Annotated in this window: 28 protein-coding genes; 15 read left to right on the top strand and 13 right to left on the bottom strand. The window is 64.6% G+C overall.

Translation table 11 applies throughout. The features are described from left to right. Window positions 1-16 precede the first annotated feature (16 nt). The 5 genes from QCE83_RS22845 to QCE83_RS22825 are packed head-to-tail and all read right to left on the bottom strand — an operon-like array spanning window position 17 to window position 4564. Window positions 17-544, bottom strand: coding sequence for a 2,4'-dihydroxyacetophenone dioxygenase family protein (locus QCE83_RS22845; protein WP_309816542.1), 528 nt, complete (start codon window positions 542-544; stop codon window positions 17-19). Window positions 545-589: 45 nt separating this feature from the next. Then, window positions 590-1813: an alpha-hydroxy acid oxidase gene (locus tag QCE83_RS22840; RefSeq protein ID WP_309816538.1), complete on the bottom strand. Its 1224-nt coding sequence runs from the start codon at window positions 1811-1813 to the stop codon at window positions 590-592. 15 nt (window positions 1814-1828) lie between these two features. Continuing rightward, entirely contained in the window at window positions 1829-2740 is a 912-nt protein-coding gene (locus QCE83_RS22835; RefSeq protein ID WP_309816536.1) for an NAD(P)-dependent oxidoreductase, read from the bottom strand. A gap of 13 nt (window positions 2741-2753) precedes the next feature. After that, the gene (locus tag QCE83_RS22830) at window positions 2754-3833 is read right to left on the bottom strand and encodes a lactonase family protein (RefSeq protein ID WP_309816533.1); all 1080 of its coding nucleotides are present in this window, start codon (window positions 3831-3833) and stop codon (window positions 2754-2756) included. A 41-nt stretch (window positions 3834-3874) separates the two neighbouring features. Beyond that, on the bottom strand, window positions 3875-4564 hold the full coding sequence (locus QCE83_RS22825) for a GntR family transcriptional regulator (RefSeq protein WP_309816529.1): 690 nt from the start codon (window positions 4562-4564) through the stop codon (window positions 3875-3877). 152 nt (window positions 4565-4716) lie between these two features. Between QCE83_RS22825 and QCE83_RS22820 the strand changes: the two genes are divergently transcribed. The 15 genes from QCE83_RS22820 to QCE83_RS22750 all read left to right on the top strand — a co-directional run bounded on the left by QCE83_RS22820 (window position 4717) and on the right by QCE83_RS22750 (window position 19136). Next, window positions 4717-5793, top strand: a complete 1077-nt coding sequence (locus tag QCE83_RS22820) for an ABC transporter substrate-binding protein (protein WP_309816527.1) — start codon at window positions 4717-4719, stop codon at window positions 5791-5793. A gap of 18 nt (window positions 5794-5811) precedes the next feature. Then, window positions 5812-7335, top strand: coding sequence for a sugar ABC transporter ATP-binding protein (locus tag QCE83_RS22815; protein WP_309816525.1), 1524 nt, complete (start codon window positions 5812-5814; stop codon window positions 7333-7335). Next, window positions 7332-8270, top strand: a complete 939-nt coding sequence (locus QCE83_RS22810; RefSeq protein WP_309816522.1) for an ABC transporter permease — start codon at window positions 7332-7334, stop codon at window positions 8268-8270. Before QCE83_RS22815 ends, QCE83_RS22810 begins: the two co-directional genes overlap by 4 nt. A 17-nt stretch (window positions 8271-8287) precedes the next feature. Further along, complete coding sequence (locus tag QCE83_RS22805; protein WP_309816518.1) at window positions 8288-9283, top strand: ABC transporter permease subunit; 996 nt, start codon at window positions 8288-8290, stop codon at window positions 9281-9283. A gap of 39 nt (window positions 9284-9322) precedes the next feature. Then, window positions 9323-11014 (top strand): GMC family oxidoreductase N-terminal domain-containing protein, encoded by a 1692-nt coding sequence (locus QCE83_RS22800; RefSeq protein ID WP_309816515.1) that lies wholly within the window; start codon window positions 9323-9325, stop codon window positions 11012-11014. A 63-nt stretch (window positions 11015-11077) separates the two neighbouring features. Continuing rightward, complete coding sequence (locus QCE83_RS22795; RefSeq protein ID WP_309816511.1) at window positions 11078-11830, top strand: SDR family oxidoreductase; 753 nt, start codon at window positions 11078-11080, stop codon at window positions 11828-11830. A gap of 14 nt (window positions 11831-11844) precedes the next feature. After that, window positions 11845-12948: a glycerol dehydrogenase gene (locus QCE83_RS22790; protein ID WP_309816509.1), complete on the top strand. Its 1104-nt coding sequence runs from the start codon at window positions 11845-11847 to the stop codon at window positions 12946-12948. 47 nt (window positions 12949-12995) lie between these two features. After that, complete coding sequence (locus QCE83_RS22785; RefSeq protein ID WP_309818703.1) at window positions 12996-13967, top strand: C-terminal binding protein; 972 nt, start codon at window positions 12996-12998, stop codon at window positions 13965-13967. A 22-nt stretch (window positions 13968-13989) separates the two neighbouring features. Next, a complete protein-coding gene (locus QCE83_RS22780) occupies window positions 13990-14667 on the top strand; it encodes an RraA family protein (RefSeq protein WP_309816507.1) in 678 nt (225 codons plus the stop codon). Window positions 14668-14698: 31 nt separating this feature from the next. Continuing rightward, complete coding sequence (locus tag QCE83_RS22775) at window positions 14699-15853, top strand: mandelate racemase/muconate lactonizing enzyme family protein (protein WP_309816502.1); 1155 nt, start codon at window positions 14699-14701, stop codon at window positions 15851-15853. A gap of 36 nt (window positions 15854-15889) precedes the next feature. After that, a complete protein-coding gene (locus QCE83_RS22770; RefSeq protein ID WP_309816500.1) occupies window positions 15890-16894 on the top strand; it encodes a hypothetical protein in 1005 nt (334 codons plus the stop codon). Continuing rightward, window positions 16891-17067 carry a hypothetical protein gene (locus tag QCE83_RS22765; protein ID WP_309816497.1) on the top strand — a complete coding sequence of 59 codons (177 nt, stop codon included), beginning with the start codon at window positions 16891-16893 and terminating at the stop codon, window positions 17065-17067. The genes QCE83_RS22770 and QCE83_RS22765 overlap by 4 nt, the downstream gene beginning before the upstream one ends. A 27-nt stretch (window positions 17068-17094) precedes the next feature. After that, entirely contained in the window at window positions 17095-18120 is a 1026-nt protein-coding gene (locus tag QCE83_RS22760) for a zinc-binding dehydrogenase (RefSeq protein WP_309816495.1), read from the top strand. 69 nt (window positions 18121-18189) lie between these two features. Next, window positions 18190-18414, top strand: a complete 225-nt coding sequence (locus tag QCE83_RS22755; RefSeq protein ID WP_309816492.1) for a hypothetical protein — start codon at window positions 18190-18192, stop codon at window positions 18412-18414. A gap of 101 nt (window positions 18415-18515) precedes the next feature. Beyond that, window positions 18516-19136, top strand: coding sequence for an MFS transporter (locus QCE83_RS22750; protein WP_309816490.1), 621 nt, complete (start codon window positions 18516-18518; stop codon window positions 19134-19136). On the opposite strand, the gene QCE83_RS22745 is transcribed toward QCE83_RS22750, so the two are convergent. The 8 genes from QCE83_RS22745 to QCE83_RS22710 form a co-directional block, all read right to left on the bottom strand. Next, window positions 19028-19672 (bottom strand): DsbA family oxidoreductase, encoded by a 645-nt coding sequence (locus QCE83_RS22745; protein WP_309816486.1) that lies wholly within the window; start codon window positions 19670-19672, stop codon window positions 19028-19030. The genes QCE83_RS22750 and QCE83_RS22745 overlap by 109 nt on opposite strands. Window positions 19673-19762: 90 nt before the next feature. Then, window positions 19763-20542, bottom strand: a complete 780-nt coding sequence (locus tag QCE83_RS22740; RefSeq protein WP_309816484.1) for an SDR family NAD(P)-dependent oxidoreductase — start codon at window positions 20540-20542, stop codon at window positions 19763-19765. Between the two features lie 48 nt (window positions 20543-20590). Next, the gene (locus QCE83_RS22735; protein ID WP_309816481.1) at window positions 20591-21367 is read right to left on the bottom strand and encodes an L-iditol 2-dehydrogenase; all 777 of its coding nucleotides are present in this window, start codon (window positions 21365-21367) and stop codon (window positions 20591-20593) included. 26 nt (window positions 21368-21393) lie between these two features. Continuing rightward, a complete protein-coding gene (locus tag QCE83_RS22730) occupies window positions 21394-22677 on the bottom strand; it encodes a D-tagatose-bisphosphate aldolase, class II, non-catalytic subunit (protein ID WP_309816478.1) in 1284 nt (427 codons plus the stop codon). Window position 22678: 1 nt separating this feature from the next. Continuing rightward, window positions 22679-23647: a sugar kinase gene (locus QCE83_RS22725; protein ID WP_309816475.1), complete on the bottom strand. Its 969-nt coding sequence runs from the start codon at window positions 23645-23647 to the stop codon at window positions 22679-22681. Window positions 23648-23690: 43 nt separating this feature from the next. Beyond that, the gene (locus QCE83_RS22720) at window positions 23691-24815 is read right to left on the bottom strand and encodes an ROK family protein (RefSeq protein ID WP_309816473.1); all 1125 of its coding nucleotides are present in this window, start codon (window positions 24813-24815) and stop codon (window positions 23691-23693) included. A gap of 111 nt (window positions 24816-24926) precedes the next feature. Next, window positions 24927-25691 (bottom strand): SDR family NAD(P)-dependent oxidoreductase, encoded by a 765-nt coding sequence (locus QCE83_RS22715; protein ID WP_309816469.1) that lies wholly within the window; start codon window positions 25689-25691, stop codon window positions 24927-24929. Window positions 25692-25713: 22 nt separating this feature from the next. Continuing rightward, complete coding sequence (locus QCE83_RS22710; protein WP_309816466.1) at window positions 25714-26442, bottom strand: SDR family oxidoreductase; 729 nt, start codon at window positions 26440-26442, stop codon at window positions 25714-25716. Between the last annotated feature and the right edge of the window lie 10 nt (window positions 26443-26452).

Here is a 26452-nt window from a genome sequence, read left to right as displayed (position 1 = left end):
GAGTTTTGAAGGTTGATTACCGGATGAACTGATCGACGTAGTCTTCGCCCAGGCCGACCTGCGCATAGTGCTTGCGGCACATGTCGATCTTTGTGAACACGTCTTCGTAACCGGTGTAGTTGCCGTACGGATCGCAATAGAACATCACGCCGTTGACCTGGAAATACGTGATCATCTCTTCCACGTCTTCAGGCACGTACAGCGTATGCGTCTCGCCCGGCGGCTCGTAGACGTAGCTGCCTTCCGTGGCGGTCCATTCGTGTTCCAGATATTTCCAGCGCCCCTTGAGCACCATGCCGTGCACGCCTTGCGGATGGCGGTGTCGGCTCAGCACGCCCGACTTGCGCACGCGCAGCAGGTTCATCCAGTAGCCTTGCGACGCATTCAGGCACAGCGGACGGAACGACACGTTCTCGGCCTGCGGTACCCACACGCGTTCATCGGTGGGAATGGCGAACGGGACGACGACTTCCTTCTGCGCTTCCTTCGGAAAGGGCAATTGATAGGGTGTCATGGGGGAATACTTTTCGACGATCTCAGCCATCACTGGGCTCCTTCCTGTTTTGTGGGGATGGGTTCGTTGCAGGACTCAGCGCGACGCCTGCGCTTCACGCGTCATGCCATCGAGCAACTGGCCGACATCGGGCACGGGCTCGCTTGCACCCGGCGTGAAGCGATGCTGCACGGCGGCACGGTTGGCGCGCAGCTCGTCGATCGAACACATGCCCATCAGGGCCAGCGTCAGATCGGTTTCGGTACGCATGAGCTCGATCGCCTGCCGCACGCCCTTGCGTCCCGACGCACCGAGCCCGTACGCATACGCGCGGCCCAGCAGCACCGCGTCCGCGCCCAGCCCGATCGCCTTCACGATATGACTGCCCCGACGGATACCGCTGTCCAGCAACACCTCGGCGCGGCCCGCGACGAAACGTGCAATCTCGGGCAAGGTGGAAATGGATGAACGCGCGCCGTCGAGCTGACGCCCGCCATGATTCGACACGCAGATGCCGTCGACTCCGCCGTCGAGCGCGCGGGCGGCGTCCTGCACCGACAGCACGCCCTTGACGACGAGCTTGCCCGGCCACTCGCGACGCAGCCAGGCGAGGTCGGACCAGCTCATGCTCGGGTCGACGTTCGCCGAGAGATAGGCCGCCTGCGCCATCAGATTGGGCGGCACGCCTGCCTTGCCCCTGACGTTGCCGAGCATCAGGCGGCCGTGCAGACCCATGCGCACGCACCATGCGGGCCGCGACATCAGATCGAGGATCGTCCCCAACTTGAGCGATGCCGAGGTGCGAAAGCCATTGCGTGTGTCGCGTTCGCGGACCGACGAGACGTTCGTGTCCGCCGTGAGGAACAGCGTGGTCACGCCGACCTTCCACGCACGCTGCATGATTTCGGCGGCGAGTTCGCGATCCTTGAACACGTAGAGCTGCATGGACAGGCCGCGCGGCATGACGGCGCCCACTTCCTCGATCGAGTTGATAGAGAAGGTGGACAGGCACATCGGTATGTTCGCCTCGCGCGCGGCGTGGGCGGCCTGCACTTCGCCATCCGGCCAGAACGATCCGGCGAAACCGACCGGCGCGAGCATGGCCGGCATCGAATAGCGCGCGCCCAGAAACTCGGCTGACAGGTCGCGCTTCGCGAGATCAACAAGCACGCGCTGCTCGAGCGTGTACTGGTCAAAGTCCTCGGTATTGCGCGCCAGCGTGCGTTCGGAAAACGCACCGCCGTCAATGTAGTCGAAGAACATCCGCGGCAACTTGCGCCGGGCCTCGCGCCGCAGGTCTTCAATATTGGAAATGGTCATGGGCACGCGACCTCGTTATGCCCTTTCGACATGAGCGTAGGCGTTGTCTTCGGGCCGATAGCCGAGGTACTCGACCGCGCCATTCAGATCCCAGTCCATGTCCTCATTGTTCGATACGCCGTTGACGACGATCGCCTGAGAAGGCCATGCGTCGCTGGACGCGAGGACTGAGCGAATGAACAACTGATCGAGATCGCGATTGGACAGCCACATGTTGCGGAACCAGCGCAACGTGCGGCGGGCTTCGTCATCCAGCGTCGTGGTGTCCGAGGTCGATGCAGGCGAACCGGAATGCGTGATGTCGCGCGCATCGTTGTCGCCGGTCAGCGCCCAGCCGACCCGAACTGATACCGTGCTCAGCTTCCCGCCCGCCAGTTCCGTCACGGACGCGCAGAGCTTTTCGCCCATGACCTTGGCCGTGCCGTACGCGAGCGAATGCAGTTCGCGCGTGCCGTCATGCCATTTCGTTCCGGGCGCGGTGGGAATGTCCGTGGTAAGCAGGCCCGGTCCCATTCCGGCGGCGAGCGGCATGTCCTTGTAGGCGCCCATTGTGTGGTTCGACGAGGCGAACACGAAGCGCGCGACGCCTGCGCGCACGCATTCCATCAGCAGATTCGACGTCATCTCATAGGACGCCAGCGAATCGAGCCATGACGAATCGGGCACCGGATTGAGCGCGGCGAAATGGATCACGGCATCGACTTCGTCCATTGCGCGGGTCCATTCGCCGGCGCGTTGCGTCAGATCGCCCTGCACGAGACGAAGGCGCTTGCGCGCGACGTCCGAGAACTTCGAGTAATCGCCGCTGCGGTCTATGCCGACGACCTGCTCGCACCATTCGGTGCGGGTCAGCGCCTCGACGACCTTTTGCCCCAGATTGCCGCCGGCGCCGGTGACCATGACACGGCGAGGAACAGGATGATTCATGCTGCCATTCTCCTTAGATGAATTCGATGCAGACAGCCGAAGGAATCGCGTGCGTATGCCCGGTGTCGGTCAGTGCGCCCGTCTGCGCGTCGATCGAAAAGACGCGGATGAAGCCGTCGTCCTGCGATGCCGCCAGCAGAAATTTCCCGTCCGGCGACACACGGATATCGCGCGGCGTCCGGCCGCCGACGAACCAGGTTCCGATCGCCTCAAGCGTGCCCTTCGCTTCGTCGATGCGCGCGGCGAACACGGAGTCGTGGCCCCGGTTGCCGACGTATACGAACCTGCCCGACGGATGCAGACGCATGCCCCCCGTCGCGCTCTCCTGATCGAACGATTCGGGCAACGTCGACACTTCGCTCACCTGTTGCACGCCGTCATCGCCGAGTGCATACATGCGTACCGTCGAGTTCAGTTCGTAGTTCACGAGAAGGTGCGTGCCCGAGCGCGTGAACGCCAGATGACGCGGTCCCGCGCCGGGTGCGGCGGGCAGCATGAGGTCGGGTGTGGATTCCGGCTTGCCGCCCGGGTTCAACCGATGTCGCACGACGCTGTCGATGCCGAGATCGGCAAGATAAAGATGACGCTTGTCAGGACTGACGAGCGCGCAGTGCGCGTGCGGGCCCTCCTGACGCGCGGCGTTCGGACCGCTGCCTTCCCGTGCGAGCACGTGCGGTTCGCCGGCAGGCGTGCCTTGGGAATCGAGGGTGTAGGCGAGCACTTCGCCGGTCGCATAGTTCGAGACGAACAACATGGACAGATCGTTGTCGACCGACACGTGACACGGCCAGCCGCCCGGCGTCGGAACATCCCGCGCCAGTTCGAGCGCGCCGCTGTCCGGATCGAGGTCATAGACGCCGAGACCGGGCCCGTCTTTCGCATCGACTTCGCGCACCGCATAAACACGCCTGCGATCCGTGGACAACGCGACATACGAGGGATTGACGGCTGCCTGAACCGAGTGCTCACGCAGTTTCCCGGTGGCCGTATCGAAGCCGAGTACGTAGATTCCCTTGCCCTGGCCGTTGACGTGAGGCATCGGCAACGTATAGGTGCCGACGACGAGCAACGCTTCCTTGCCCAACTCTTGCATCTCGTTTGTCTCCTGGTTGTGGTCGTGCTGGCGCGACCGATCTACAGCACGCCGCCGCTGTTCCGGATGTTGTTGATCATCTTTTCCCGAGTCGAGGCAAGGTGCTGGCTGATCGCGCGCTCCGCCGCCGCTTCGTCCTTCGACACGACCGCCTTGAGGATCGCGAGGTGCTCCGTGTGCACCCGCTTCGGCGGCACCAGCGGCCGGTAGTAATGGCTGCGCATGATGTGCATGTAGATGTTCAGATTCTCGTAGCTCAGCTTCATGCGCTGGTTGTTGCAGGCATCGATCAGCGTGTTGTGGAACGCGCTGTCGGCCATCGAGAAGGCGAGATAGTCCTTAAATTCGCTGTCGGACATGAAACCGCTCATCTCGTCGATCAGCGCCCGCATCCGCTTCGTCACCTGCGGATTCTCGGGGCTGTGGATCACGAAACGCGCCGAATACAGTTCGAGCGCCTCCCGCACCTGAAAGATCTCGACGGCGTCCTGCTCAGTGATGCCCTTGACGAACGTGCCCCGCCTCGCCCGTACCTCGACCAGACCATCCGACGCCAGGCGCTTGATGGCGTCGATCACCGGCGTGCGGCTGACCTGCAACTCGAGCGCCACTTCATCCACGTTGATTTGCTCGTCGATCTTGATCGCGCGACTCAGGATGCGTTCGCGCACGGCGTCGTACACCTGATCGGTCAAATGGGTGTGCTGAATCGGTGTGAAACCGCGGCTCATTTGCACTGCTCCTCTCATTCGTTTGCGACGGTCCGTCGCAGATGTTGTTGACATCAACATCTAACATGTGAAATATTACACTACACAACGAGCGCTGCCAAGCAAACGCAATAGCAACGCAAAACAGCAGGTCAACCCGGAGACAACGAAACATGAAGCAACCCACCACGCTCTTCTTGCGCACTATCGTCGCTGCCGTGCTGTCGCTGACCGGCATCGCCAGTCAGGCTGCCGAGCCGGTCCTGATGCCCGGCGCCACGGTGCGCGAAGGCACCAATCCGATGACGGCGCCGAATCAGTACAAGAAGGCGGCGCCCTGGAAGATCGGCTTCAGCATCTGGGGCTTCGGCAATACCTGGATGACCCAGATGGTGCATGAAACGGACGCGGAAGCGGCCAAGCACAAGGAAATCGCCAAGCTTGTCTTCGCCGACGCCAACTCCAAGCCGGCGAAACAGATCGCGGACATCGAAGACATGATCGCGCAAAAGGTCGATGCCATCATCATCGCACCGGTGTCGTACACCGCGCTCACGCCGGTCATCAAGAAGGCGGTCGCGGCGGGCATTCCCGTGATCGTGCATTCGACCGAAGTCGATACCGATGCCTACACCACCGAAATCCAGGGCGAGTCGCTCTACTTCGGTCAGGTTGGCGGCAAGTTCCTCGTCGATACGTTGCACGGCAAAGGCAACATCTGGGTGCTGCGCGGCCAAGCCGGCATTGCGGCCGACACGATGCGCTACGACGGACTGCGCAAGGCGCTCGCCGGTTCGAACATCAAGATCGCCTCGGAGCAATACGGCGACTGGTCCTACAACAAGGGCAAACAGGTGTGCGAGTCGCTCATGCTCTCCAACCCGAACCCGGACGGCATCTGGTCCTCCGGCGGCGATATGAGCCGCGCCTGTATCGAAGTATTCAAGGAATTCGGCAAGCCGGTTCCGCCCATCACCGGCGAGGGCAACAACGGCTTCATGCGCGCCTGGAAGGACAGCGGCGCGAATGCGATGGCTGCTGTGTTTCCGTCCGAACAGGGCGCCGCGGGCATTCGCGCGGCCGTTGCGCTGCTCAACGGCGAATCGCTGCACAAGCGCTATGTGCTGCGTCCCGCGCCGATCACCAAAGCGAACTTCGCGCAGTTCTTCCGCGCCGACCTGAACGACAACTACTGGGCGCCCAGTTCGCTCTCCGACGCCGATCTGAAGAAATACTACGGCTCGAAGTAAGCAGCGGAGACACGCGTCATGGAAACGTTAGTCGCTGCAAGTCACATCACGAAGCTGTATGACGGCGTGCCTTCGCTCGTGGATGTCGGCATCACGGGCAAGGCCGGGTCGATTCACGCGGTCACCGGTGAAAACGGCGCAGGCAAGTCCACCTTGATGAAGATCATTGCCGGCGTGGTCATGCCGACCGAAGGTCAGGTCACGGTGCGCGGCACGCCGGTGCGGTTCTCGTCTCCGCTCGACGCGCTCAATGCAGGCATTTCGACCGTGTTCCAGGAGTTCTCGCTGGTCGGCAATCTCACCGTTGCCGAGACCATGTTCCTCGGCCGCGAGCCGAAGCGCGGACTGATGGGCGTGAACCGCAGGCGCATGGAAGAAGAGGCGCGCGCGGCGCTTGGCTATATCGCCCTGAAGATCGATCCGCGCCGGCTGGTGAGTTCGCTCACCGTGGCGGAGCAGCAATCGGTCGAGATCGCCAAGGGTCTCGCGGTCAGCGCCGACATCTTCATCTTCGACGAACCGACGGCCGCGCTCAACACGAAGGATGTCGAGCGTATCGAATCCTTGCTGCTCAAGCTGCGCGATCAGGGCAAGTGCATCTTCTACATCTCGCACCGGATGCGCGAAATCTTCGATCTGTGCGATACGGCGACGGTGCTCAAGGACGGCAAGCTGGTCGGCTCGTACGCCACCGCCGACCTGAATCCCGATCGGCTGCTGTCGCTGATGGTCGGCCGCGATGTAGAGCATCTCTATCCGCCGCGCGCGGATCATCACAACGGCGCGGCGTTGAAAGTCAGCTCGCTGAGCACCGCGCCGGGACGCGCAAGCGTGGATTTCGACGTGCGGCGCGGCGAGATCGTCGCACTCGGCGGCCTCGAAGGGCAAGGACAACGCGATATCGTCCGCTCGCTCGCGGGCGTGCTGAAAGGCTGCACCGGCACGCTCGAATTGCAGCGCCGTTCGGGCGCGGCGCTGTCCTTCCGGCCGCGCGCGGGCGTGCGCCGCGCGCTGTCGAACGGTCTTGCCTTCATGCCGGAAGACCGCAAGGGCGAAGGTCTGTATCTCGACTTGCCCATCCGCGACAACCTCACGCTCGGCGTGCATCAACGCAAGCGGCCCTGGGCCATCGCGCGGCCGCTCGCGGCGCTCGTCAAGCGGCTGTCCGACGAGCTGCACATTCGCGCGGCAAGTCCGTCCCAGGCGGTCGTGAGTCTGTCGGGCGGCAATCAGCAGAAGGTGATGCTGGGCCGCTGGATCGCGATCGAGGCCGATGTGCTGCTGATCGAAGAGCCGACCCGCGGCGTCGATGTCGGCGCCAAGGTCGAGATCTACAACGCACTGCGCACCTTCTGCGAGCGCGGCGGCGCGGTGATCTTCACGTCGCGCGAACTGCCCGAGGTGATCGGCCTGGCCGACCGGGTGCTGGTGGTCTGCGACCACCGGATCGTCAAGGAAATCGACGCGAAGGACGCGACCGAGGAAGACATTCTCCAGGCTGCCGTCGCGCGCACCGAAACGCTCGCAGGAGTCCCCGCATGATTCAGCGCCTCACTTCTCTTAGAGCTGACCGCACCGGCGGCCAGTACGTGTCCGGCGCGCTGCTGGTGATCGCGATCGTGGCGCTGGCCGTCTCGTTCGGCAGCTTCCGCACGCCGCAGAATCTCGGCAATCTCATCGTGCAGGCCACGCCGCTCATGGTGGTCGCGCTCGGCCAGACCTTGCCGATCCTGACCGGCGGCCTTGACCTGTCGGTCGGTGTCGTCATGAGCCTGACGACCTGCATTCTCGCCACCACCGGCTCGCCCGCACTTGCGATCGCGCTGACCCTCGCGTGCGCCGCGCTTGTCGGCGTCGTGAACGGTGTCGGCGTGACCCGCTTTCGCGTGCATCCGATCATCATGACCTTGTCGACGGGAACCGTGCTGCAGGGCATCGTGCTGCTCGTGCAGCCGTCGCCCGGCGGCAGCGTATGGCCGATGATCCCCGCCGCTGTCGGCAGCGCGGTGATGGGCATGCCGATCGCGCTGCTGTGGGTCGCGCTGGCGATCTGGGTCGCGTGGTCGCTGCTGCATCGCTCGCGCCTCGGCCTGCATGTCTATGCGGTCGGCGGCGGCGCCGACAACGCAGCGCTCGCGGGTGTCTCCGTCGCGCGCACGACCATTGCGTCCTATGTGATCTGCGCGCTGTTCGCGGCGGTCGCCGGCATCTTCCTCGCCGGACGCATTTCCTCCGGCGATCCGTGGGTCGGCACGTCGTACGGCCTCGACTCGGTGGCGGCCGTCGCGCTCGGCGGCACGCAACTGAGCGGCGGCATCGGCGGGCCGCTCGGCACGGCATTCGGCGCGTTGTTGCTGAGTATCGTCGGCAACGCCATGAACATCGTGCAGATCAATCCCTTCCTGCTGTCCGTGGTCAACGGCGCGCTGCTGCTGTTCGCGGTCTGCCTGCGCCGTCGCAAAGAAATCGGAATCTAAGCCTGGAAACCCAAGCCATGTCTCTCCAACCCGCCTCCGAAGCCGGCAAGCTTTCGATGCGCGCCGCGCCGCGCTTCGACTTCCGCACGCTCATTGTCGCCGTGCCGCCATCGATCTTCGTGCTCGCCGCGCTGTTGCTGTTCTGCGTCTTCTTCCGCCCGGTGCTGTTGCAACTGCCGTTTCAGATGGTCATCGCGCGTCAGGCGGCGCCGCTCGGCCTCGCGGTCGCCGCGCAGATGATCGTGATGCGATGCCGCTCCATCGACCTGTCGATCGGCGGCGTCTTTGTGATGACCAACTATCTGATCACCACCGCGCCGCTCAACGAGCTGTCCGCGCCACTGCTGATTCTCGGCGCGCTGGCGATGGGCGCGTTGATCGGCCTGGTCAACGGCGTGCTGATCACGCAGTTCCGCGCGTCCGCCGTGATCGCCACCCTGGCGATGGCTTCCATCCTCACGGGCACGGTGCTGTTCCTGAGCTCGGGCAGCAGCCCCGGCTCGGTGCCCGAGCCGGTCCAGATACTCGGCAGCGCCAAGCTCGGCATCGTGCCGATCGCGACCGTGATCTGGATCGCTGTGCTGCTGCTGCTCACGATCCCGTTGCGCTTCATGGTCTTCGGCCGTCTGCTCAAGGCCGTGGGCAGCAATCCGGTGGCGGCCACCGTTTCGGGCTTGCCGGTCGAGGGCGTCTTCATCACCTCGCATGTCGCGGCGGGTCTGCTCGCGGCGACGGGCGGCCTGCTGCTGTCCGGCTACGTGGGCGTGAGCACGACCAGTGTGGGCACCGACGTGGTGATGAACTCGATCGCGGGCGTAATCCTCGGCGGCATCACCTTCGGCGGCGGACGCGGCGGCTTGATTGGACCGTGCGCCGCGGCCTTCGCGCTCACCCTGCTCTTCAACGTGCTCAATGCCTATGGCGCGGGCGAGTCCGGCAAGCTGATCGTGCAAGGTCTGGCGATCGCCGGGGCCGCCATTCTCGCCGGCATGGCGCGGCGCACGCGTCGTTGATTGCTTCCGACCGATCACATCGTTTCCAGAATTCAAGTCATGGCCAAAGCATCGACACACTACGATTTCATCGTGATTGGCGCAGGCGCGGCGGGCTGTCTGACCGCCGGGCGGCTGGTGCGCGATCATGGTGCGCGGGTTCTGCTCGTCGAGGCGGGCGCGCGCGACCGCAATCCGCTCATTCACATGCCCGCAGGCTTCGTCAAGCTGCTGACGAACCGCGACTACATGACGTTTCATCGCAGCGCGGAGCATGCGCATCTGAACCGCCGCCAGCCTTCGATTCCGCAAGGCAAGGTGCTTGGCGGCGGCAGTTCCGTCAATGCGATGGTCTACATTCGCGGCCAGGCGCGCGACTATGACGACTGGGTCTCCATGACCGGCGACGCGTCCCTGAGTTACCGCCGTCTGCTGCCGCACTTCGTCCGGCTCGAAGGCAACTCCACCTTCAACAACGCGGCACACGGCGTCGACGGTCCGCTGAAGGTGTCCGACGGCGCGAATCTGAGCGATGTATCGCGCGCGTTCGTGCTGGCGGCGCAGCAGGATGGCTTGCCCTTCAACCCTGATTTCAACAGCGGCACGCAAACGGGCGCGGGCTTCTATCAGACGACCACTTATCGTGGCCGCCGCTGCAGCGGGGTCGATGCATTCCTTGCGCCGGTCATGAACGATCCGCGTCTGGAGATCCGCACCGATACCACGGTCACGCGCATCCTGATCGAAGGCCACGTGGCGCGCGGCATCGAAGTGCAAAGCGGAACGCAGCGCGAACAGATTTTCGGCGGACAGGTGATCCTGACCGCGGGCGCGCTCGTCACCCCCAAGCTGCTGATGTTGTCGGGCATCGGTGCGGCCAGCGAACTGGCGCGCCTGAATATTCCAGTGAACGCCGACCTGCCCGGCGTCGGCGAGAATCTTCAGGATCATCATGAAGTGCCCGTCGTCGCGTTCTGCAAGGGACGATACGGCTATTTCAATCAGGATCGCGGCTGGAACCAGATTCGCAACGGGCTGCAATATCTCGCGTTCCACAACGGCCCGGTCGCCTCGAACGCCGTCGAGGCCGGTGCGTTCTTCAATCCCGACGATGCTGCCGGCGCACCGTCGATTCAGGTCTTCTGCCTGCCGACCGTGTACCTCGACCCCGATGTCACGTCGACGCGCGCAACCTACGGCTTCACCCTGAACAGTTGCGTGATGCGCCCGCAAAGCCGAGGCCGCGTCTCGTTGCAGACGGCCGACCCGGCGGCGACGCCGATCGTCTATCCGAACTATCTGCATCATCCCGATGATCTTCGGCTGTCGATCGCGGGCATGCGCCGGGCGGCGCGCATCATGCGCGCCGGACCGCTCGCCGGCATGGTCGAGCGGATCGTGCTGCCGGACGAACGCGCGCTGGCGGATGCATCGGCGGCATCGGACGAAATGCTGGCGGAACATTGCCGCCGCACCGTGAAGACGGTCTATCACCCGGCCGGCACCGCGCGCATGGGCGCCGACCACGATCCGCTGGCCGTTCTGCGCACCGACATGACGGTGCGCGGCATCGAGGGCTTGCGGGTCTTCGACACCTCGTCGTGGCCCACCATCATCAGCGGCAACACCGTTGCGACGACGTATGCCGTGGCCGACCGCGGCGTCGCGCTGATGATGGGCGAAACCCTGCCTGCGCAGGCCCGCACCCATGACGGCGAGCCTGCCGATTCAGGTCTGACCCATGCCCTCTGACGCAAGCATGGAACGCGCTTCGCGCGCGCATCGCCATTCGGATGAACACACGGAAGACGCCACATGAACGACATGCTTTCCTGCTTTGCACCGGACGTACTGACCGGCAAGACCGCGCTCGTTTCAGGCGGCACCAGCGGAATCGGGCTTGAGATTGCCAGAGGACTCGCGGCACTCGGCGCGCGGGTCACGGCGACCGGCAGCTCCATCGACAAGATCACGCAACTCAAGCGCCTCGACACGAGCGCCGGGATCGCCTTCGATCATCTCGATGTGACCGATCCCGACGCGATCGCTTCATTCGCGCAGCGCTTCAAGCGGCTCGACATTCTCGTGAATTCGCAAGGCATCTCGCGGCCCGGCAAGGAATACGACGACACGACATTCCTGAACGTCATGGACATCAACCTGATCAGCGCCATGCGCCTGGCGAGCGCCACGATACCGCTGCTCCAGCGTTCGCAAGGCACGATCATCAATATCGCGTCCATGCTGAGCTATCTGGCCGATGCCGAGGTGCCCGCCTATTGCGCGAGCAAGAGCGGCATTCTCGGCCTGACCCGCGCCCTGGCGCATCGTCATGGACGCGACGGCGTGCGGGTGAACGCCATTGCGCCCGGTTATCACCGCACGGCGATGACGCACGGACTCTGGAGCGACGACGCCGCCGCGACGAAAATAGCCGAACGAACGGCGCTCAAGCGCTGGGGTGAAGCCGACGATCTCGTGGGCGCCGCCATCTTTCTGTCGACACCCGCCGCGCGCTACATCACCGGCGCGACGATCGCAGTGGACGGCGGCTATGTCGTCGGCTGAACAGGAACCTTCGAATGAACTCGTCCTCCGTGATGCTGCGCACCAGCGTGTTTCCATCGCGCTACGTCCAAGGCGCGGGTGCATTGAGCGTGCTCGATGACGAACTCGCGCGCTACGGCTCGTCGGCAGCGTGTCTGGTCGACGCCAACGTGTCCGCGCTGCTCGAAGGCGTGACGGCACGCGTACAGCGAGTCTGTATCCACGCGCGGAGCGTGCAGGCCTCGTGCACCGAGCGCGCCATCGAAGCCGTGGCCGCCTGGGTCCGCGACACCGGCGCGCAGATGGTGGTGTCCCTCGGCGGCGGCAAGGTGGTCGATGTCGGCCGCGCCGCCGCCGATGCCCTGCGCCTGCCCTTTGTCTGCGTGCCGACCATCGCAGCGTCCGATGCGCCCTGTTCCGCGCTCTCCGTAATCTACGACGACGCGGGCCGCGTGGTCCGCGACCGCTTCGTGCGGCGCAATCCCGACCTCGTGCTGGTGGACTCGCAGATCATCGCGAACGCGCCGGTGCGTTTCTTCATCGCGGGTATCGGCGACGCGCTGTCCACCTGGTATGAAGCGCAGGCGTGCGCCCGCGCCCATGCCGCGAACCTGTGCGGCGGACGCGGCACGGCGCTCGCGCTGGAAACAGCGAGGCTCTGCCGCGACACGCTGTTCGAACACGCGGCGCAAGCGGTCGACGACTGCCGAGCCAACATCGTCACGCCGGATTTCGACGCTACGCTGGAAGCCACCGTGCTGCTGTCGGGCATCGGCTTCGAATCGGCCGGCGTGGCGGCCGCGCACGCGATTCATCACGGACTGGCGGAACTGCCTTCCTCGCATGACTTCCTGCACGGCGAGAAGGTGGCGATCGGCACGCTCGCGTCGCTGTTTCTGTCGGCCGTGCCCGACGAAGAACGTCTGCGCGTGTTCCGCTTCTGCCGCGCGGTCGACTTGCCGTATCGCCTTCGCGAGATCGGCCTGGACCCCGAGGACATCGACGCCCTGACGACCGTGGCCAAGCGCGCCTGCCGGGCCGGCGAAATCATTCACAACGAACCCTATCCGGTCACGCCGTCCAGCGTGGTCGCCGCGCTGATCGCGATGGATCGATACGCCGAGCGCAATCTCGACTGATGCAACGCATCGCACAACCCCTCATGAAAGGAACGACCTTGTTCAAAGTGTATGTGACCGATTACGACTATCCCGATCTCGCCATCGAGAGCGGGATTCTCGAACCTATCGGCGCGCAGGTGATCGGCTTGCAGTCCCGCACGGGAGAAGGCCTCGCCGAACTCGCCCGCGACGCCGACGCGCTGATGCAGCAATACGCGAAGATTCCCGCCGCGACCATCCGCGCCCTCAAGCAGTGCAAGGTCATCGCGCGCTATGGCATCGGCGTGGACATTCTCGATGTCGATGCCGCGCGCGAAGCGGGCATCGTCGTGACGAACGTGCCGGACTACTGCATCGAGGAAGTCGCGGATCACTCCATCAGCATGGCGCTGACGATCTTTCGCTCGATCCCGACCTATGCGGCGTCCACCCGGCGCGGCGAGTGGCACTGGAACACCTGGAACCGGCCGATTCCCCGCATGCGCGGCAGCGTCTTCGGTCTGGTGGGCTTCGGACGCATCGCGCAGAACATGGCGCGCAAGCTCATTCCGTTCGGCTTCGATGTCGTGGCCTACGATCCATTTGTCAGCGCCAGCCTCATGGCATCGCATGGCGTGCGCAAGGTCACGCTCGAAGACCTGCTGTCCCATGCCGATCTGGTCGACGTCATGTGTCCGTACACACCGCAAACGCATCATCTGATCGACGCGAAGGCATTGGCCGCGATGAAGCCGGGCGCGTTGCTGGTCAACTGCGCGCGCGGCAAGGTCGTCGACAACCGCGCGCTGTACGACGCGCTGGTCAGCGGCCATATCGCCGCGGCGGCGCTCGACGACACGGAAGAGGAACCCGCCAAGCAAGCCGACTGGTCGCCGGAAGACAACCCGCTGTTCGCACTCGAAAACTGCATCATCACGCCCCATGCGGCGTACATCTCGCAGGACGCCCTGCACGAAGCGCGCCGGGTGGCCGCCGAAAACGTGCGTGCCGTCCTGCTCGGCGAGAAGCCGCTCAATCCGGTCGTCTCCGGTTACTAACCCATTCAAAGGAATCATGCTCATGAGCGCCATTATCAAGCCCCGTCCCGAAGTCGACAGCGAACTCGTCGCGCGCTTCGTCGCCATGTCGGAAGTCATGTCGCTGTCCTGCGTGGTGTCGGATGCGCTGCAACGCAACGGCACCATGCGCCACGACATCAAGCCGAAGGGCGCGGATCGCAAGATCATCGGCACGGCGCTGACCGTGCAGCTCACGGCGGGCGATATCGTCGATTGCCTCGACGTCTTCACCGTGGCCAAGCCTGGCGACGTGATCGTCATCGATGCGTTCGGCGAAACCGAAACGTCGATCTGGGGCGGTCTGATGACCGGCCTGGCGCGCAATGCGGGCGTGGTGGGCGCGGTGATCGACGGGAGCTGCCGCGACACCGACGAGGCCCGCTTCCTCGACTTCCCGGTGTCGGCCAAGGTCGCCGGACCGCGTCAGGCGCACACGGCCATCAGCGGACGGCGCGAGCCGATCAGCATCAACGTGCCGATCTCCTGCGGCGGCGTGATCGTCAATCCGGGCGATCTGGTGGTGGCCGACGAAATCGGCGTCGCGGTCGTGCCGCACGCGGATCTCGCCGCCGTCTATGAACGGGCTCGCACCATCGCCGACAACGAAGAACGCATGCGCGGCATGATTCTCGAAGGCAAGACGTTCCAGGACCTGCTCGATAAATTCGGCCGCATCTGAAGCGCGCCCGCGCTCACGTCAGGAGAAGACTTTGAAGATCGAAAGCGTTGATACCTTCGTGCTCAAGACGGCGCTGGACAAGCCGTTCGCCTATTCGCAGGGATGGGTCACGGGCCGCTCGACGACCGTGGTGCGCATCCGCACCACCGACGGCGTCGAGGGATGGGGTGAAACCTTCAGCGTGGGCCTGCAGCCACCGGAAATCGCCGCCACGGTGATCGACAGCGCGCTCAAGCCGCTGTTGCTCGGGCACAATCCGCTCGACACCGAAGTGCTGTGGAACACCATGTATCTGCGCACGCGCGACTTCGGCCGCAAGGGCGTCGTGCTCGAGGCGATCAGCGCGGTCGATATCGCGTTGTGGGACATCTGCGGCAAGGTGGCGAACCGGCCCGTATGGCAACTGCTCGGCGGCGCATTCCGGCAGCGCGTGCAATGCTATGCGACCGGCTTTTTCCGTCCGGCCGGACAAGGCCAGGCCGCCGAGATGGCGCTCGAGGCACAGCGTCATCAGGCCGCCGGCTTTTCGATGATGAAGGTCAAGCTCGGCTTCGGCATCGACGACGACATCGCCGTGATGCAGGCGATCCGCGACGCGCTCGACCCGCACACGCGCCTGATGATCGACGTGAACCACGCCTACGGGGCGAACGAAGCGATCCGCCTCGGCCGTGCGCTGGCGGCCTTCAAGCTGCGGTGGATCGAGGAGCCGGTCGTGCCGGAAGACCTCGCGGGTTATCGGCGCGTGCGCGACGCGATCGATACGCCCGTCGCCGGCGGCGAAGCCGAATTCTCGATGTACGGTTTCCACGATCTGTTCAAGGCAGGCGCGGTCGACATCGCCCAGCCCGATATCTGTCTCGCGGGCGGCTTCACGGCGCTCAGGCATATCAACACCCTGGCCCAGGTCAATGGCGTGAAGGTCAATCCGCACGTGTGGGGCACGGCGATCGGGCAATACGCGTCGATGCACATGATCGCGGCCACGCCCGACACGCATTACTCGCTCTATGCCGATCAACCGCTGTTCGAGTACGACACGTCGTCGCATCCTTACCGCACCGCGCTCGTCAGGCAGCCGCTGGAACAGCAGAACGGCTGGCTCGACGTACCGGGCGCGCCGGGACTCGGCTTCGAACTGGATCAGGCATTCTTCGACAAGACGGCGATCCGCGTCGGCGCCTGAGGCCCGACATCCGACACCACTCTCGAGGACAGCACGATGCAAGACAACGAACGCTGGACATTGAACTGGGCGCACGGCGAAGCCACCGTGCAGGCCATGGGGGGCATGCTCGCGCCCGTGCGCTTCGATCTCGGCGCGGGCCGCAGCGTCTCGCCGCTCCACGTCGCGCCGTGGGGCGACGATCCCGCCTGGCCCGGACTGATGCGTGCGTTGCGGGGCGAATGGCCGTGTCTGCCGTTCGGAACGATCGACGTTCCGGCCGGTCTCCCGGAAGGCTTCGAAGCGCGCACGGCGCACGACGAATGGCGCCACGGCTTCAGCTCGAATCATCTGTGGCGTTGTGTCGAGCAGGGGCCGCACCGTATCGGGCTGCACATCGATTACCCCGCCGACGACCCGGTCGAAAGTCTCGATCGCGTCATTGAAGCGAGTCCCGGCGAACCGGCGCTCACGGTTTCGCTGACCGTGCGCGTGCGGCGCGACATCACACTGCCCTTCGCGCTGCATCCCACCTTCAAGGTACCGCAAGAAGGCGTCGAAGTCGTGGCGTGTCCGTATCGCGCTGTCCATACCTATCCCGTGCCGATTGAACCTGCGTACTCGCGCATCGTCACCAACCGGACGTTCGACTCGCTGCGGGCGCTCGAAACAACCGACGGTTCGTTCGATGCGACGCGGCTCCCGCTGCCGCGCATCACGGAGGAACTGGTGCAACTCGAAGCATGCCAGCCGCCGTTCGTCCTCCGCTATCCGGCTGACAGCGCCGAAGTCCGGCTCGACTGGAGCACCGGGGACTTTCCCGATGCCGTGCTCTGGATCAGCAACGGCGGCAGAGACTATGCGCCGTGGTTGGGGAAGAACTTTGCGCTGGGCGTGGAACCGGTGAACGGCTTCTTCGATCTGGGGCGCGTGGTGACGCCGCCGCAGGATCATCCGCTGGCCGGTCGCGTCGGCAGCACGTTCAAGGCGGGCGAGACGCGCACGATTCAATACCGGCTGTCAGCTGCGGCCCTTGCAACGGAACCTTCCGAAAGCACATGAACTGGCCCATCGAGTACAGGATTGAATGGTCGTCCGGAGCGCCGGGCGAACAACAGGTTCCACCCGCGCCGGAAGACGTGCTTGCGGCACTGTTCGCGGATGGCTTCGCAGGCGTCGTATTCAACCGGATTCACACGGACGACGCGACGAGCGATAGGGCTGACCGCTTCTGACGTGTCGCCACAACAAGGATGCTGCACATGCAACATGAAGTTTCGATGCCCCGGTCATGGCAAGCGTGGACATGGACCGGTCACGCCGATCCGCTCTCGCTCGCGCTGGAAACCGTCGACGCCGTACCGCCGGCACGCGGACAGGTGCTTGTGCGCAATGCCGTCATCGGCCTGAATCCGGTGGACTGGAAGGTGCTGGGCGGCGATCTCGTCGACTGGCAGCCTGGCAAGGTGCCGGGCGTCGACGGTGCGGGCGAGGTCGTCGGAATCGGCGCAGATGTGCCCCGCGAATGGCTTGGCAAACGGGTCGCGTATCACACGAGTCTGGCGTCGCCCGGCAGCTTTGCCGAGTACACGCCGGTCGATGCGCGTGCGCTGCTCACCGTTCCCGCTTCGGTCGATTTCGCCACGGCCGCGAGCATGCCATGTCCGGCGCTGACCGCGTGGCTCGCGCTCGACAAGCTCCCGTCCAGGCGGGAAGCGCGCGTCCTGATCAGCGGCGCGGGCGGCGCGGTCGGTCTTTACGCGGTGCAACTCGCCGCGATGCAGGGCTTCGATGTCAGCGTGATGTGTCATCCACGGCATTGGGACCGTTTGCGCATGCTTGGCGCGAGCGAGTGTTTCGAAGGGCCGCTCGGTGCGGACAGTGCATGGCTGCGAACCCAGGCAAACCGTTTCTTCGCCATCGTCGATGCGGTCGATGCCACGCACGCCGCGCGCCTGTCGCCTGCGCTCGCCGCCAACGGGCATCTGGTCTGCATTCAGGGGCGCGTCGCGGACTGGCCGAGCCCGCCGTTCGGACGCACGTTGTCGCTGCACGAAGTCGCGCTGGGCGCGCTGCACCAGCATGGCAACAATGCCGACTGGGCGCGCCTCGTCGATGCGGGAAACCGGATTCTGCAACTCATCGCCGATAGACGCATGACGCCTGAATCGATCTTGACCGGAGCATTCGACCAACTTCCAGAACGACTCGACGCCTTGCGTCATCGCGCGGTGTCGGGCAAGTCAGTGGTCGCGATCGCCACTTTCAGTGGTGAAGCCACGCTCTAGCGCCGGGATCGAAGCGACATGCAAAGCTCCAAACGACACGCGGCATTCCCCGTGATGAAAGCGCGGGCGATGGATGATCCGCCCGTGCAGGTCGAAGTGACCTCGCTCGAACTTTCGACACTCATCACCGCGCTCGACGCCCTGCTCCGCGAACGCACGATGGCTTATCAGATTGCATCCGACTATCTCGCGCAGCGCAATCAAGAGATCGACCAATTGTCTTTCGGCATTTCAAACATCATCCGCATCAAGCGTGCGCTCGAGAAAAGGCTCGATCCGGCCGATCGCGTCTGAAGCGCTCACCTTTCCGTTAACTCATCAGCCGACGCATGCCGCATTCCCTGCGGCGTCACGGCTGTACACACGCATATCGAAGACTCGCAGGAGACGTGTTCATGCTGCACATGAAAAAAGAGCCGGGCCTTAGCCCGATGCCCAAGCCCGCCGGACGTCAGCGATGGATGGTTCTCGGCCTCCTATGCCTGATTGCGCTCGTCAACAATATCGACCGGCTGACCTTGTCGATCGCGGCCCCCGCCATGCAGCACGAACTCGGATTCACGGCGACTGACATCGGTCTGCTGGGCAGCGCGTTCTCGCTGTTCTACGCGTTCGGGCAGTTGCCGTCGGGATGGTTCGTGGATCGGTTCGGTCCGCGCAAGCTGCTGGGCGCATCCATCGTGGTGTGGAGCGCCGCGACGGCCGCGATGGGCACCGCGCATTCGTTCGGTGCCTTTCTGTTTGAGGAAGTCGGCGCACAGCGCGGATTTCGTCTCGACGAAGTTCGGGCAATGAATCGGCGGCGTGCTGGACATCGCGATCGGCGCGGACAATCAACCGGCGATCCTGCTCGTGCTGAATCTGCTCGCAGTGGAATCGAGTCAGGCGATGCCTTCATGAAAGCGCTTCAAGCCTGCCCGTCGATGATCTTCCGGATCGCTTCTTCGAAAGCTTCCGAAGGCTGTCCGCCGCTCACCAGATACTTGCGGTCGAAGATGATCGCCGGGACGGACTGAATGCCGAGTTCCTGGAACTCGCGCTCTTCCGCGCGGACTTCATCCGCGAACCGGCCGCTGGCGAGCACGTCGCGCGCTTGCTCGGCATCGAGTCCGACGCTTCGTGCGGCATCGATCAGCACGTCCGCCTGGCTCACGTCCTTGCCCTCGCTGTGATAGGCGCGCAACAGCGCGAGCTTGAGCTCGAGCTGCTTGCCTTCGATGCGCGCCCAATGCAGCAGCCGGTGCGCATCGAAGGTGTTGTAGACCCGGTTGCGTTCACCGAACGTGAAGCCTTCCTGCGCGCCGCGCTCGCGGATCATCGCCTGCGATTCGGCGATCTGCGCGGGCGTGCGGCCATATTTGCGGCCGATATAGTCGACGATGCGCTCGCCTTCCGGCTGCATGTCCGGATTCAGTTCGAACGGATGAAGCGTGATGCTGGCGTCGACGGAGTCGCCGAGGCGGTCCAGCGCGCGTTGCAGCGAGGCAAGCCCGACGGCGCACCACGGGCAGGCGATATCGGAAACGAAGTCGATTTGAAGAGTGCGGGACATGTGCGGACTAAGTTGAAGGCGAATTCGACAGCGTAGCGTCAAACGCCAGGGTTTGCAGGCATCGGCCGGAAGCGATGCGCTTGCGCATCCTCACCAGCACACATATCCGCCATCGGCGAGCACGATCGCTCCGGTCATGAGACTCGCCGCATCGCTTGCGAGAAACAGCACCACGGAGGCGATCTCGTCCACGCGGCCAAGCCGGTGCATCGGCGTGTTGCCGACCCAGCCCTGCAAGCGCGCCTCGTTTTCCTTCGCGTGCACGTACTGGTTCATCTCCGTGTCGATATAAGTGGGAGCGACCGCATTCACCCGCACGCCGCGCGCGCCCCATTCGGCCGCCAGCGAACGCGTCAGATGATGCACCCCCGCCTTCGACGCGTTGTAGTTCACCTGTTCCTGCGGCCGGTTGACGATGAATCCCGACATCGAGCCGATGTTCACGATACTGCCGCCGCCCCGTTCCAGCATGCCCCGGCCGAACGCGCGGCAGGCCCGGAACACGCCGGTCAGATTGACATCGATCACGCGGCTCCAGGTTTCGTCGCTCATGTCTTCCGCCGGATGATCGGAGATGGCGATGCCCGCGTTGTTCACCAGCACATCCACGCGCCCGTGCCGTGCCACGATGGCGTCGTTCACGCGCTGCGCCGCGGCGGGATCGGTGACGTCGAACACCTCGCCTTCCACCGTCGCGCCGGTCGCGGCAAGCCTGGCGACGGCATCGTCGAGCGCCTTCGCGTCGTAGTCGGTCAGCACGACGCGCGCGCCGGCTTCGGCAAGCGCCTCGGCAATGGCGAAACCGATGCCCCGTGCCGCGCCGGTCACCACCGCGACACGGCCGTCCAGCCGGAATTTGTGCATGTACATGCGTGGATGCTCCTCAGCGCGTTTGACAAAGGGATGACCCATTGCAGGTCAGCTCATCCAGTTACCGCCATCCACATTGAGCGTCTGGGCCGTGATGTAATCCGCATCCGCCGATGCAAGGAACACCGCCGCGCCGGTCAGTTCATCCGGCTTGCCCATGCGTCCGAGCGGCACCGCTTCGCCGACGAGCCGCTTCTTCTCGCCGATCGGCCGGTTCTCATAACGCGCGAAGAGTGCATCGACGTCCTTCCACATCGGCGTATCGATCACGCCAGGCGCAATCCCGTTCACATTGATCTTGTGCGGCGCCAGCGCGAGCGCCGCCGACTGCGTATAGCTGATCACCGCGGCCTTGCTGGCGCAGTAATGGGACACCAGCGCTTCGCCGCGCCGGCCCGCCTGCGACGCCATGTTGATGATCTTGCCGCCGCCGCCCTGCTCCACCATCTGCTGCGCCACGCGCTGCATCAGGAAGAACATGCCTTTGACATTGACGGCGAACACACGGTCGAATATCTCCCACGATTCGTCCAGCAAGGGCCGCATGTCGAAGATGGCCGCGTTGTTGTAGAGAATGTCGATACGCCCGAACGCGCCGAGCGTCGCGCTCACGATCTGTTCGATTCCCTCTCGCTCCGTGACATCGGCCTGGATGAGCTGGAGCCGTTCGGCCGGAATGCCGCCGAACGTGGCGCTCATGTCGGCCTGCGGCTTGACATCGACCGCCGCGACTTTCGCGCCTTCCTCCAGATAGCGGCGCACGACCGCCTCGCCGATGCCGGCTGCCGCGCCGGTCACAATCGCAATCTTGCCTTCGAGTTTCATTTGCAGCGTCCATTAAAAGAAGGGATTCAGGCGCGGCACGCAGCCGCGTACATCTCGATGACTTCACGTACCTTGCTTTGAATCAGGCTCGACGGCGTCCCGTCGATGCGTCCCGCCCGCAGCGCCCAGTACTGCGCCGGGAGATGACGGCTCAGCAGGTTCTCGGGGATCGGCGTCGCGTCGAGGTTGTGCAGCAGGCGCTGCGTCGCGGCATCGATTGCGGGATCGGTCCAGTAGTAGCGCACGCGGTCGCTATAGCTATAGGTGCGCAGCAGACGCTTTTCGTGTTCGTCGCCGTGGTAGTAGCGCTCCCAATTACCCGGCTTGTCCGTCATCACCTGCTCGACCACCTCGCGCAGCTTCGACTGCTCGCCCGCCGGCACGAGTTCCGCTTCGATATCGGCGAGTGCGTACAGCGCTTCGCGCAGCGCGAAGGTCACGCCCGGACCGACCTTGAGGATCGCGAAGCCATCAAGTACCAGCGCACGCAGGGCGTCGGCGGTCTGATAGTCGGTGGAATGGGCCTCGAAGACCATGCCCGGCAGTTGCTTCAAGGCCTGCGACAGGCCGCCCGCGAGCTCGGGCCGATAGTCGATCACCTTCGTATGATCGAACTCGACGCCCGGCTGCACGACCAGCGCGATCACGCGTTGCCAGGCATCGTCGAGACCGCGCGCGTGCCAGGCGGCGCGATGAATCGCGACCGTTTCGAGCGCCGCATCCGCATGCGTGAGCTCGACGCCCTCCAGTGCCTCGCTCGCGCCGCCCGGCACGGGCACCTCGGTGCCGATCACATAGACCGGCTGCGTGGCGAACCCCGCGCGTTGCGCCGCCGCTTCGGCAATCGCGCACAGACGCGACGCGCGCTCGGCCACGACTGCGTCGGACAGCCGCTCGGGATCGCCGCCGCACGGCATGCTGGCATCGAGATGAATCTTGCTGAAGCCCGCGCTGACATAGGTATCGATCAGCGCATCGGCGCGCTGCATCGCTTCCTCGGCAGGCAATGCGCGCCACGCGTTAGGACCGAGATGGTCGCCGCCGACGATCAACCGCTCGCGCGCGAACCCCACCTTGTCGGCGATGCCGTGCACGAAGCGCACGAAGTCCGCCGGCTTCATGCCGGTGTAGCCGCCGAACTGATCGACCTGATTCGACGTCGATTCGATCAGCAGCGGCGTATCGTCGTCCAGCGCCTGTCTCAGCGCGGCTTCGAGCACCCAGGGATGCGCGGAACAGATCGAGTAGATGCCCTTGAGCCTGCGGCCCGCGTCGGCATCGCCGGAAAGGCGTGTCACCACGTCATGCATGTCAGTGCTCCGAGATGAACTGATCGAGTTGTGCGAGTGTCGAGGTGCCTTCCATCGGACCCTTGGCCTGAACCGCACGCGCGCCGCTCGCGCTCGCATAGCGCAGCGCGCGTTCCGCGTCCATGCCCTGCATGCGGCACGCAATGTAAGTGGCGCCGAAGCAGTCGCCCGCGCCGGTGGGATCGACCTCTTCGACGGCAAATGCCGGATGGTCCAGGCGCTGCCCACCGTCGTACAGACGGCAGCCCTGCGCGCCCTGCTTGACGACGATCTCGCGCACGCCTCGTCCAAGCAGCTCCTCGATGGCGGCTTCCTCGGAATCGGCTTGCGTCAGCAGCGTGACTTCGTGTCCGCTCGGCAGGAACACGTCCGTGCTGGCGATCAGATGATCGAATGCTTCGCGCATGCCGGGCCGGTTCAGGATCTCCTTGCGCGCGTTGGGATCGAAGCTCACCGTGCCGCCCTGCGCCTTGACGATACGGACCGCCTTCTTCACGGCGTCGATGATCGCAGCCGAGAACAGCGACGAACCCATCACATGAAAATGCGCGCAGTCCTTGAGCCGCGCCTCGCTCACCTGCGCCTCCGACAGCTTCGCCGACGCGCTGTTGGCGATGTTGTAGATGAAGTCGCGCTCGCCGTCGTCGCGATAGGTGACGAAGGCGCTGCCCGTGGTTTCATGCCGCCGCACGTCGATGGCCGACACATCCACGCCATCCGCGCGCAGCCGCTCCACGTTGAGCACGCCAAAGTCGTCGTCGCCGACGCAGCCGATCATCGCGCAACGGCTGCCCGCCCTGGCCACCTGATCGATGAAGATGGCCGGCGCGCCGCTTGCATACGGTCCAATCAGCAGGCCCGGCGCACGAAAGGATTGCCCGCGCTCGGTTGCCATGATCTCGACGAGGATCTCCCCCATCGTCATGATGACGCCGTTTGTCTGGATTCCGAAGAGTGATGATTTAGCCATGCCTGTGCCCTCGATCATTGATGAACCGGCGCTGCGTATGCCGCTAGAACAGGTTGCTGTAGAGCGGCATGGTGGCCGCGCCGAGCGCCGCGGAAATCTCGCTGTCGGCGCGGCCCTGATGCAGCGCGATGCGTGCGGGACGGCCGTTCATTTCATAGGCAGCCACGCCGTCGCGCGCCCGGGCGACGAGCCTCTGCAACGGCTCCGGCGGCAGCATGCCGTTCACGATCACATCCGACACGTCGACGATATTCGACACGCTCGCCAGCACGCGGCCCAGATCACCGCCGGCCTGCTCGATCCAGCGCTCGAAGGCCGCGCTGCGTTCGTTGTCGAGCGCGTTCAGATCGATATCGCCGATATGCTCGCAGCCCAGCGCATGCGCAAGCCCGCGCAAGGACACGATGGTTTCCAGGCAGCCGCGCGCGCCGCAGAAGCACGGTACGCCGTCGCGGTACGCATTGACGTGGCCGATCTCGCAACCGTTGCCCGTCAGGCCGCGCACCGCGCGCCGGTTCACCAGCAGCGCGCCGCCCAGCCCATTGCCGATACTCACGTGCAGATAGCTGCCGAAATGCCGGCCATCGCCGAACCAGTACTCGCCGAGTCCCGCCGCCGTGCCGTTGTTCTCGATATGGATCTCGTGGTCGATGTGCTGCGACAGCGCATCGCGGAAGCCGTACTCACGCCAGGCCGGATACTGCGCCGACTGACAGACGCGGCCGCTCGCGCCGTCGATCGGCCCCATCACCGAGACGCCCACGCCGAGCATCTTCCCCACGCGGCCGGGATGCCTGTACAACGCGTTGTAAAGCGAAGCAAGCACCTCGACCGCGCGCTCGGGATCTTCTATCGACAGTTGCTGACGCATCTTGTGGATCACGTTGCCCGCTACGTCCACCAGCACGCCGGTCGCGAATTCGTGATCGAAGTGCAGGCCGATGGTCGAGGCATAGTCCGCAATGATGTGCAGACTGCGCACCGGCTGTCCGGTCGCGCGCACTTCGCGATCGATCGATTCCTCCACCGCGCCGTCGCCGATCAGGCCGCCGACGATGTTGGTGATCGTCGCGGCGGTGAGCCGCGTCGAAGCCGCGATGTCGGCGCGTCCGATGCCCGGCTCCTGTCGAATGACTTCGAGCACCAGCGCGCGATTGAGGTCGCGCACGCGAGGTCCGTTGAAGCCGTGCTGATGCCGGGTGTGCTGTCGGGTGTGCGATCGTGTGTGCTTATCGGGCACGCTTGGAAACTCCAGTTCTGCCTTGAATCGACGCGCTTTTCAGCGCGTGGTATAGCCGCCGTCGACGACCAGCACTTCGCCGGTCACATAGCTCGCGGCGGGCGAGCACAGGAACAGCGCCGCCGCCGCGACTTCCTCGGGCTGGCCGACGCGCACCATCGGCGTCATGCCGCTCCAGATCCTGAACCACTCCGGATTCTCGATGCCGCCGCGCGACATATCCGTGTCGATATAGCCCGGTGCAACCGCATTGACGCGGATGTTCTCCGTCGCCAGTTCGCTGGCGAGGCTCTTCGTCATCATGTGGACGGCCGCTTTCGAACTGTTGTAGGCCACCTGGTTCTGCGGAATATTCGAGACGATGCCCGAGATCGAACCCATGTTGAGCATCACGCCGCTGCCCTGCGCGCGCATCGGCACGAGGGCGGCGCGGCAGGCGCGGAACACGGCATCGAGATTCAGGCTCATGATGCGGCGCCAGCGCGCTTCGTCGAAATCGCCGCTGTCGCCGTGAATGGCGACGCCCGCGTTGTTGACGAGAATGTCGAGCCGTCCGTGCCGCTGCACCGTTTCATCGATCAGACGTTGCGGCGCGTCCTCTTCCTGAAGATCGGCCGCGATGAAGTCGAATTCGAGGCCTGCGTCACGCAGGCTGCGTTCGGCTTCCGGCACCGGAGCGCGGCTGCTGATGACCAGGCGCGCGCCTGCTTCGCCGAACGCATGGGCAATCGCCAGGCCGATGCCGCGCGTGCCGCCGGTGATCAGCGCGAGTTTGCCGTCGAGGCGGAATTTATCGAGAATCATGGAATGGGGTCCTGAAAGGCGTTCAGATATCGACGCTCGTCGGCAGAATCACGAGATCGCGGATCGTCACATTGCGCGGGCGGCTCAGCATGAAGAGCACGGCATCGGCGACTTCCTTCGGCTGCATCAGACTGCCGGCCGCGAGCGCTTCTTCCATCTTCGCTTTCGGCCAGTCGTCGAGCAGCGCGGTCACGACCGGACCGGGCGCGACCGCGCCGACGCGAATTCCATGCTTGATCACCTGCCGCCGGAGCGTATGCACGAAGGCCTGCACCGCGAACTTCGATGCCGTGTAGACGGGCTCCCACACCACCGGCACGAAGCCCGCCACCGAACTCGTGAACATCACGTCGCCGGACTTCTGCGCGATCATGTGCGGCAACACGGCGTGCACCGAGCGAAACGCGGCGTTGATGTTGAGATTGAGCATGCGGTCCCAGTCGTCGGGATTGCCTGCCGCGACCTCGCCGCCCACATAGGCGCCGGCGTTGGCGTGGAAGATGTCGAGACCGCCGGCGGCATCGAGAATGCCGGACAGCATGCCGCTCACCTGCGACGGCTGCAGCAGGTCCACGACGAGCGGCACTGCGTTCGGCCCGATCTCGGCACACAGCGCGTCCAGCCGCTCTTTGGCGCGATCGATCAGCACGACCTTCGCCCCTTCCGCCGCGAACGTGCGCGCGCATTCGAGACCGATGCCCGATGCCGCGCCCGTCACGGCGGCGACCTTACCCTTCAGCAGTTCACTCATGTCCGTTTCT

The sequence above is a fragment of the Caballeronia sp. LZ034LL genome, from assembly GCF_031451215.1.
Classification (GTDB): domain Bacteria; phylum Pseudomonadota; class Gammaproteobacteria; order Burkholderiales; family Burkholderiaceae; genus Caballeronia.
Note: the sequence above shows the minus strand (reverse complement) of the source record. Positions and strands in the feature narration are given on the sequence as shown.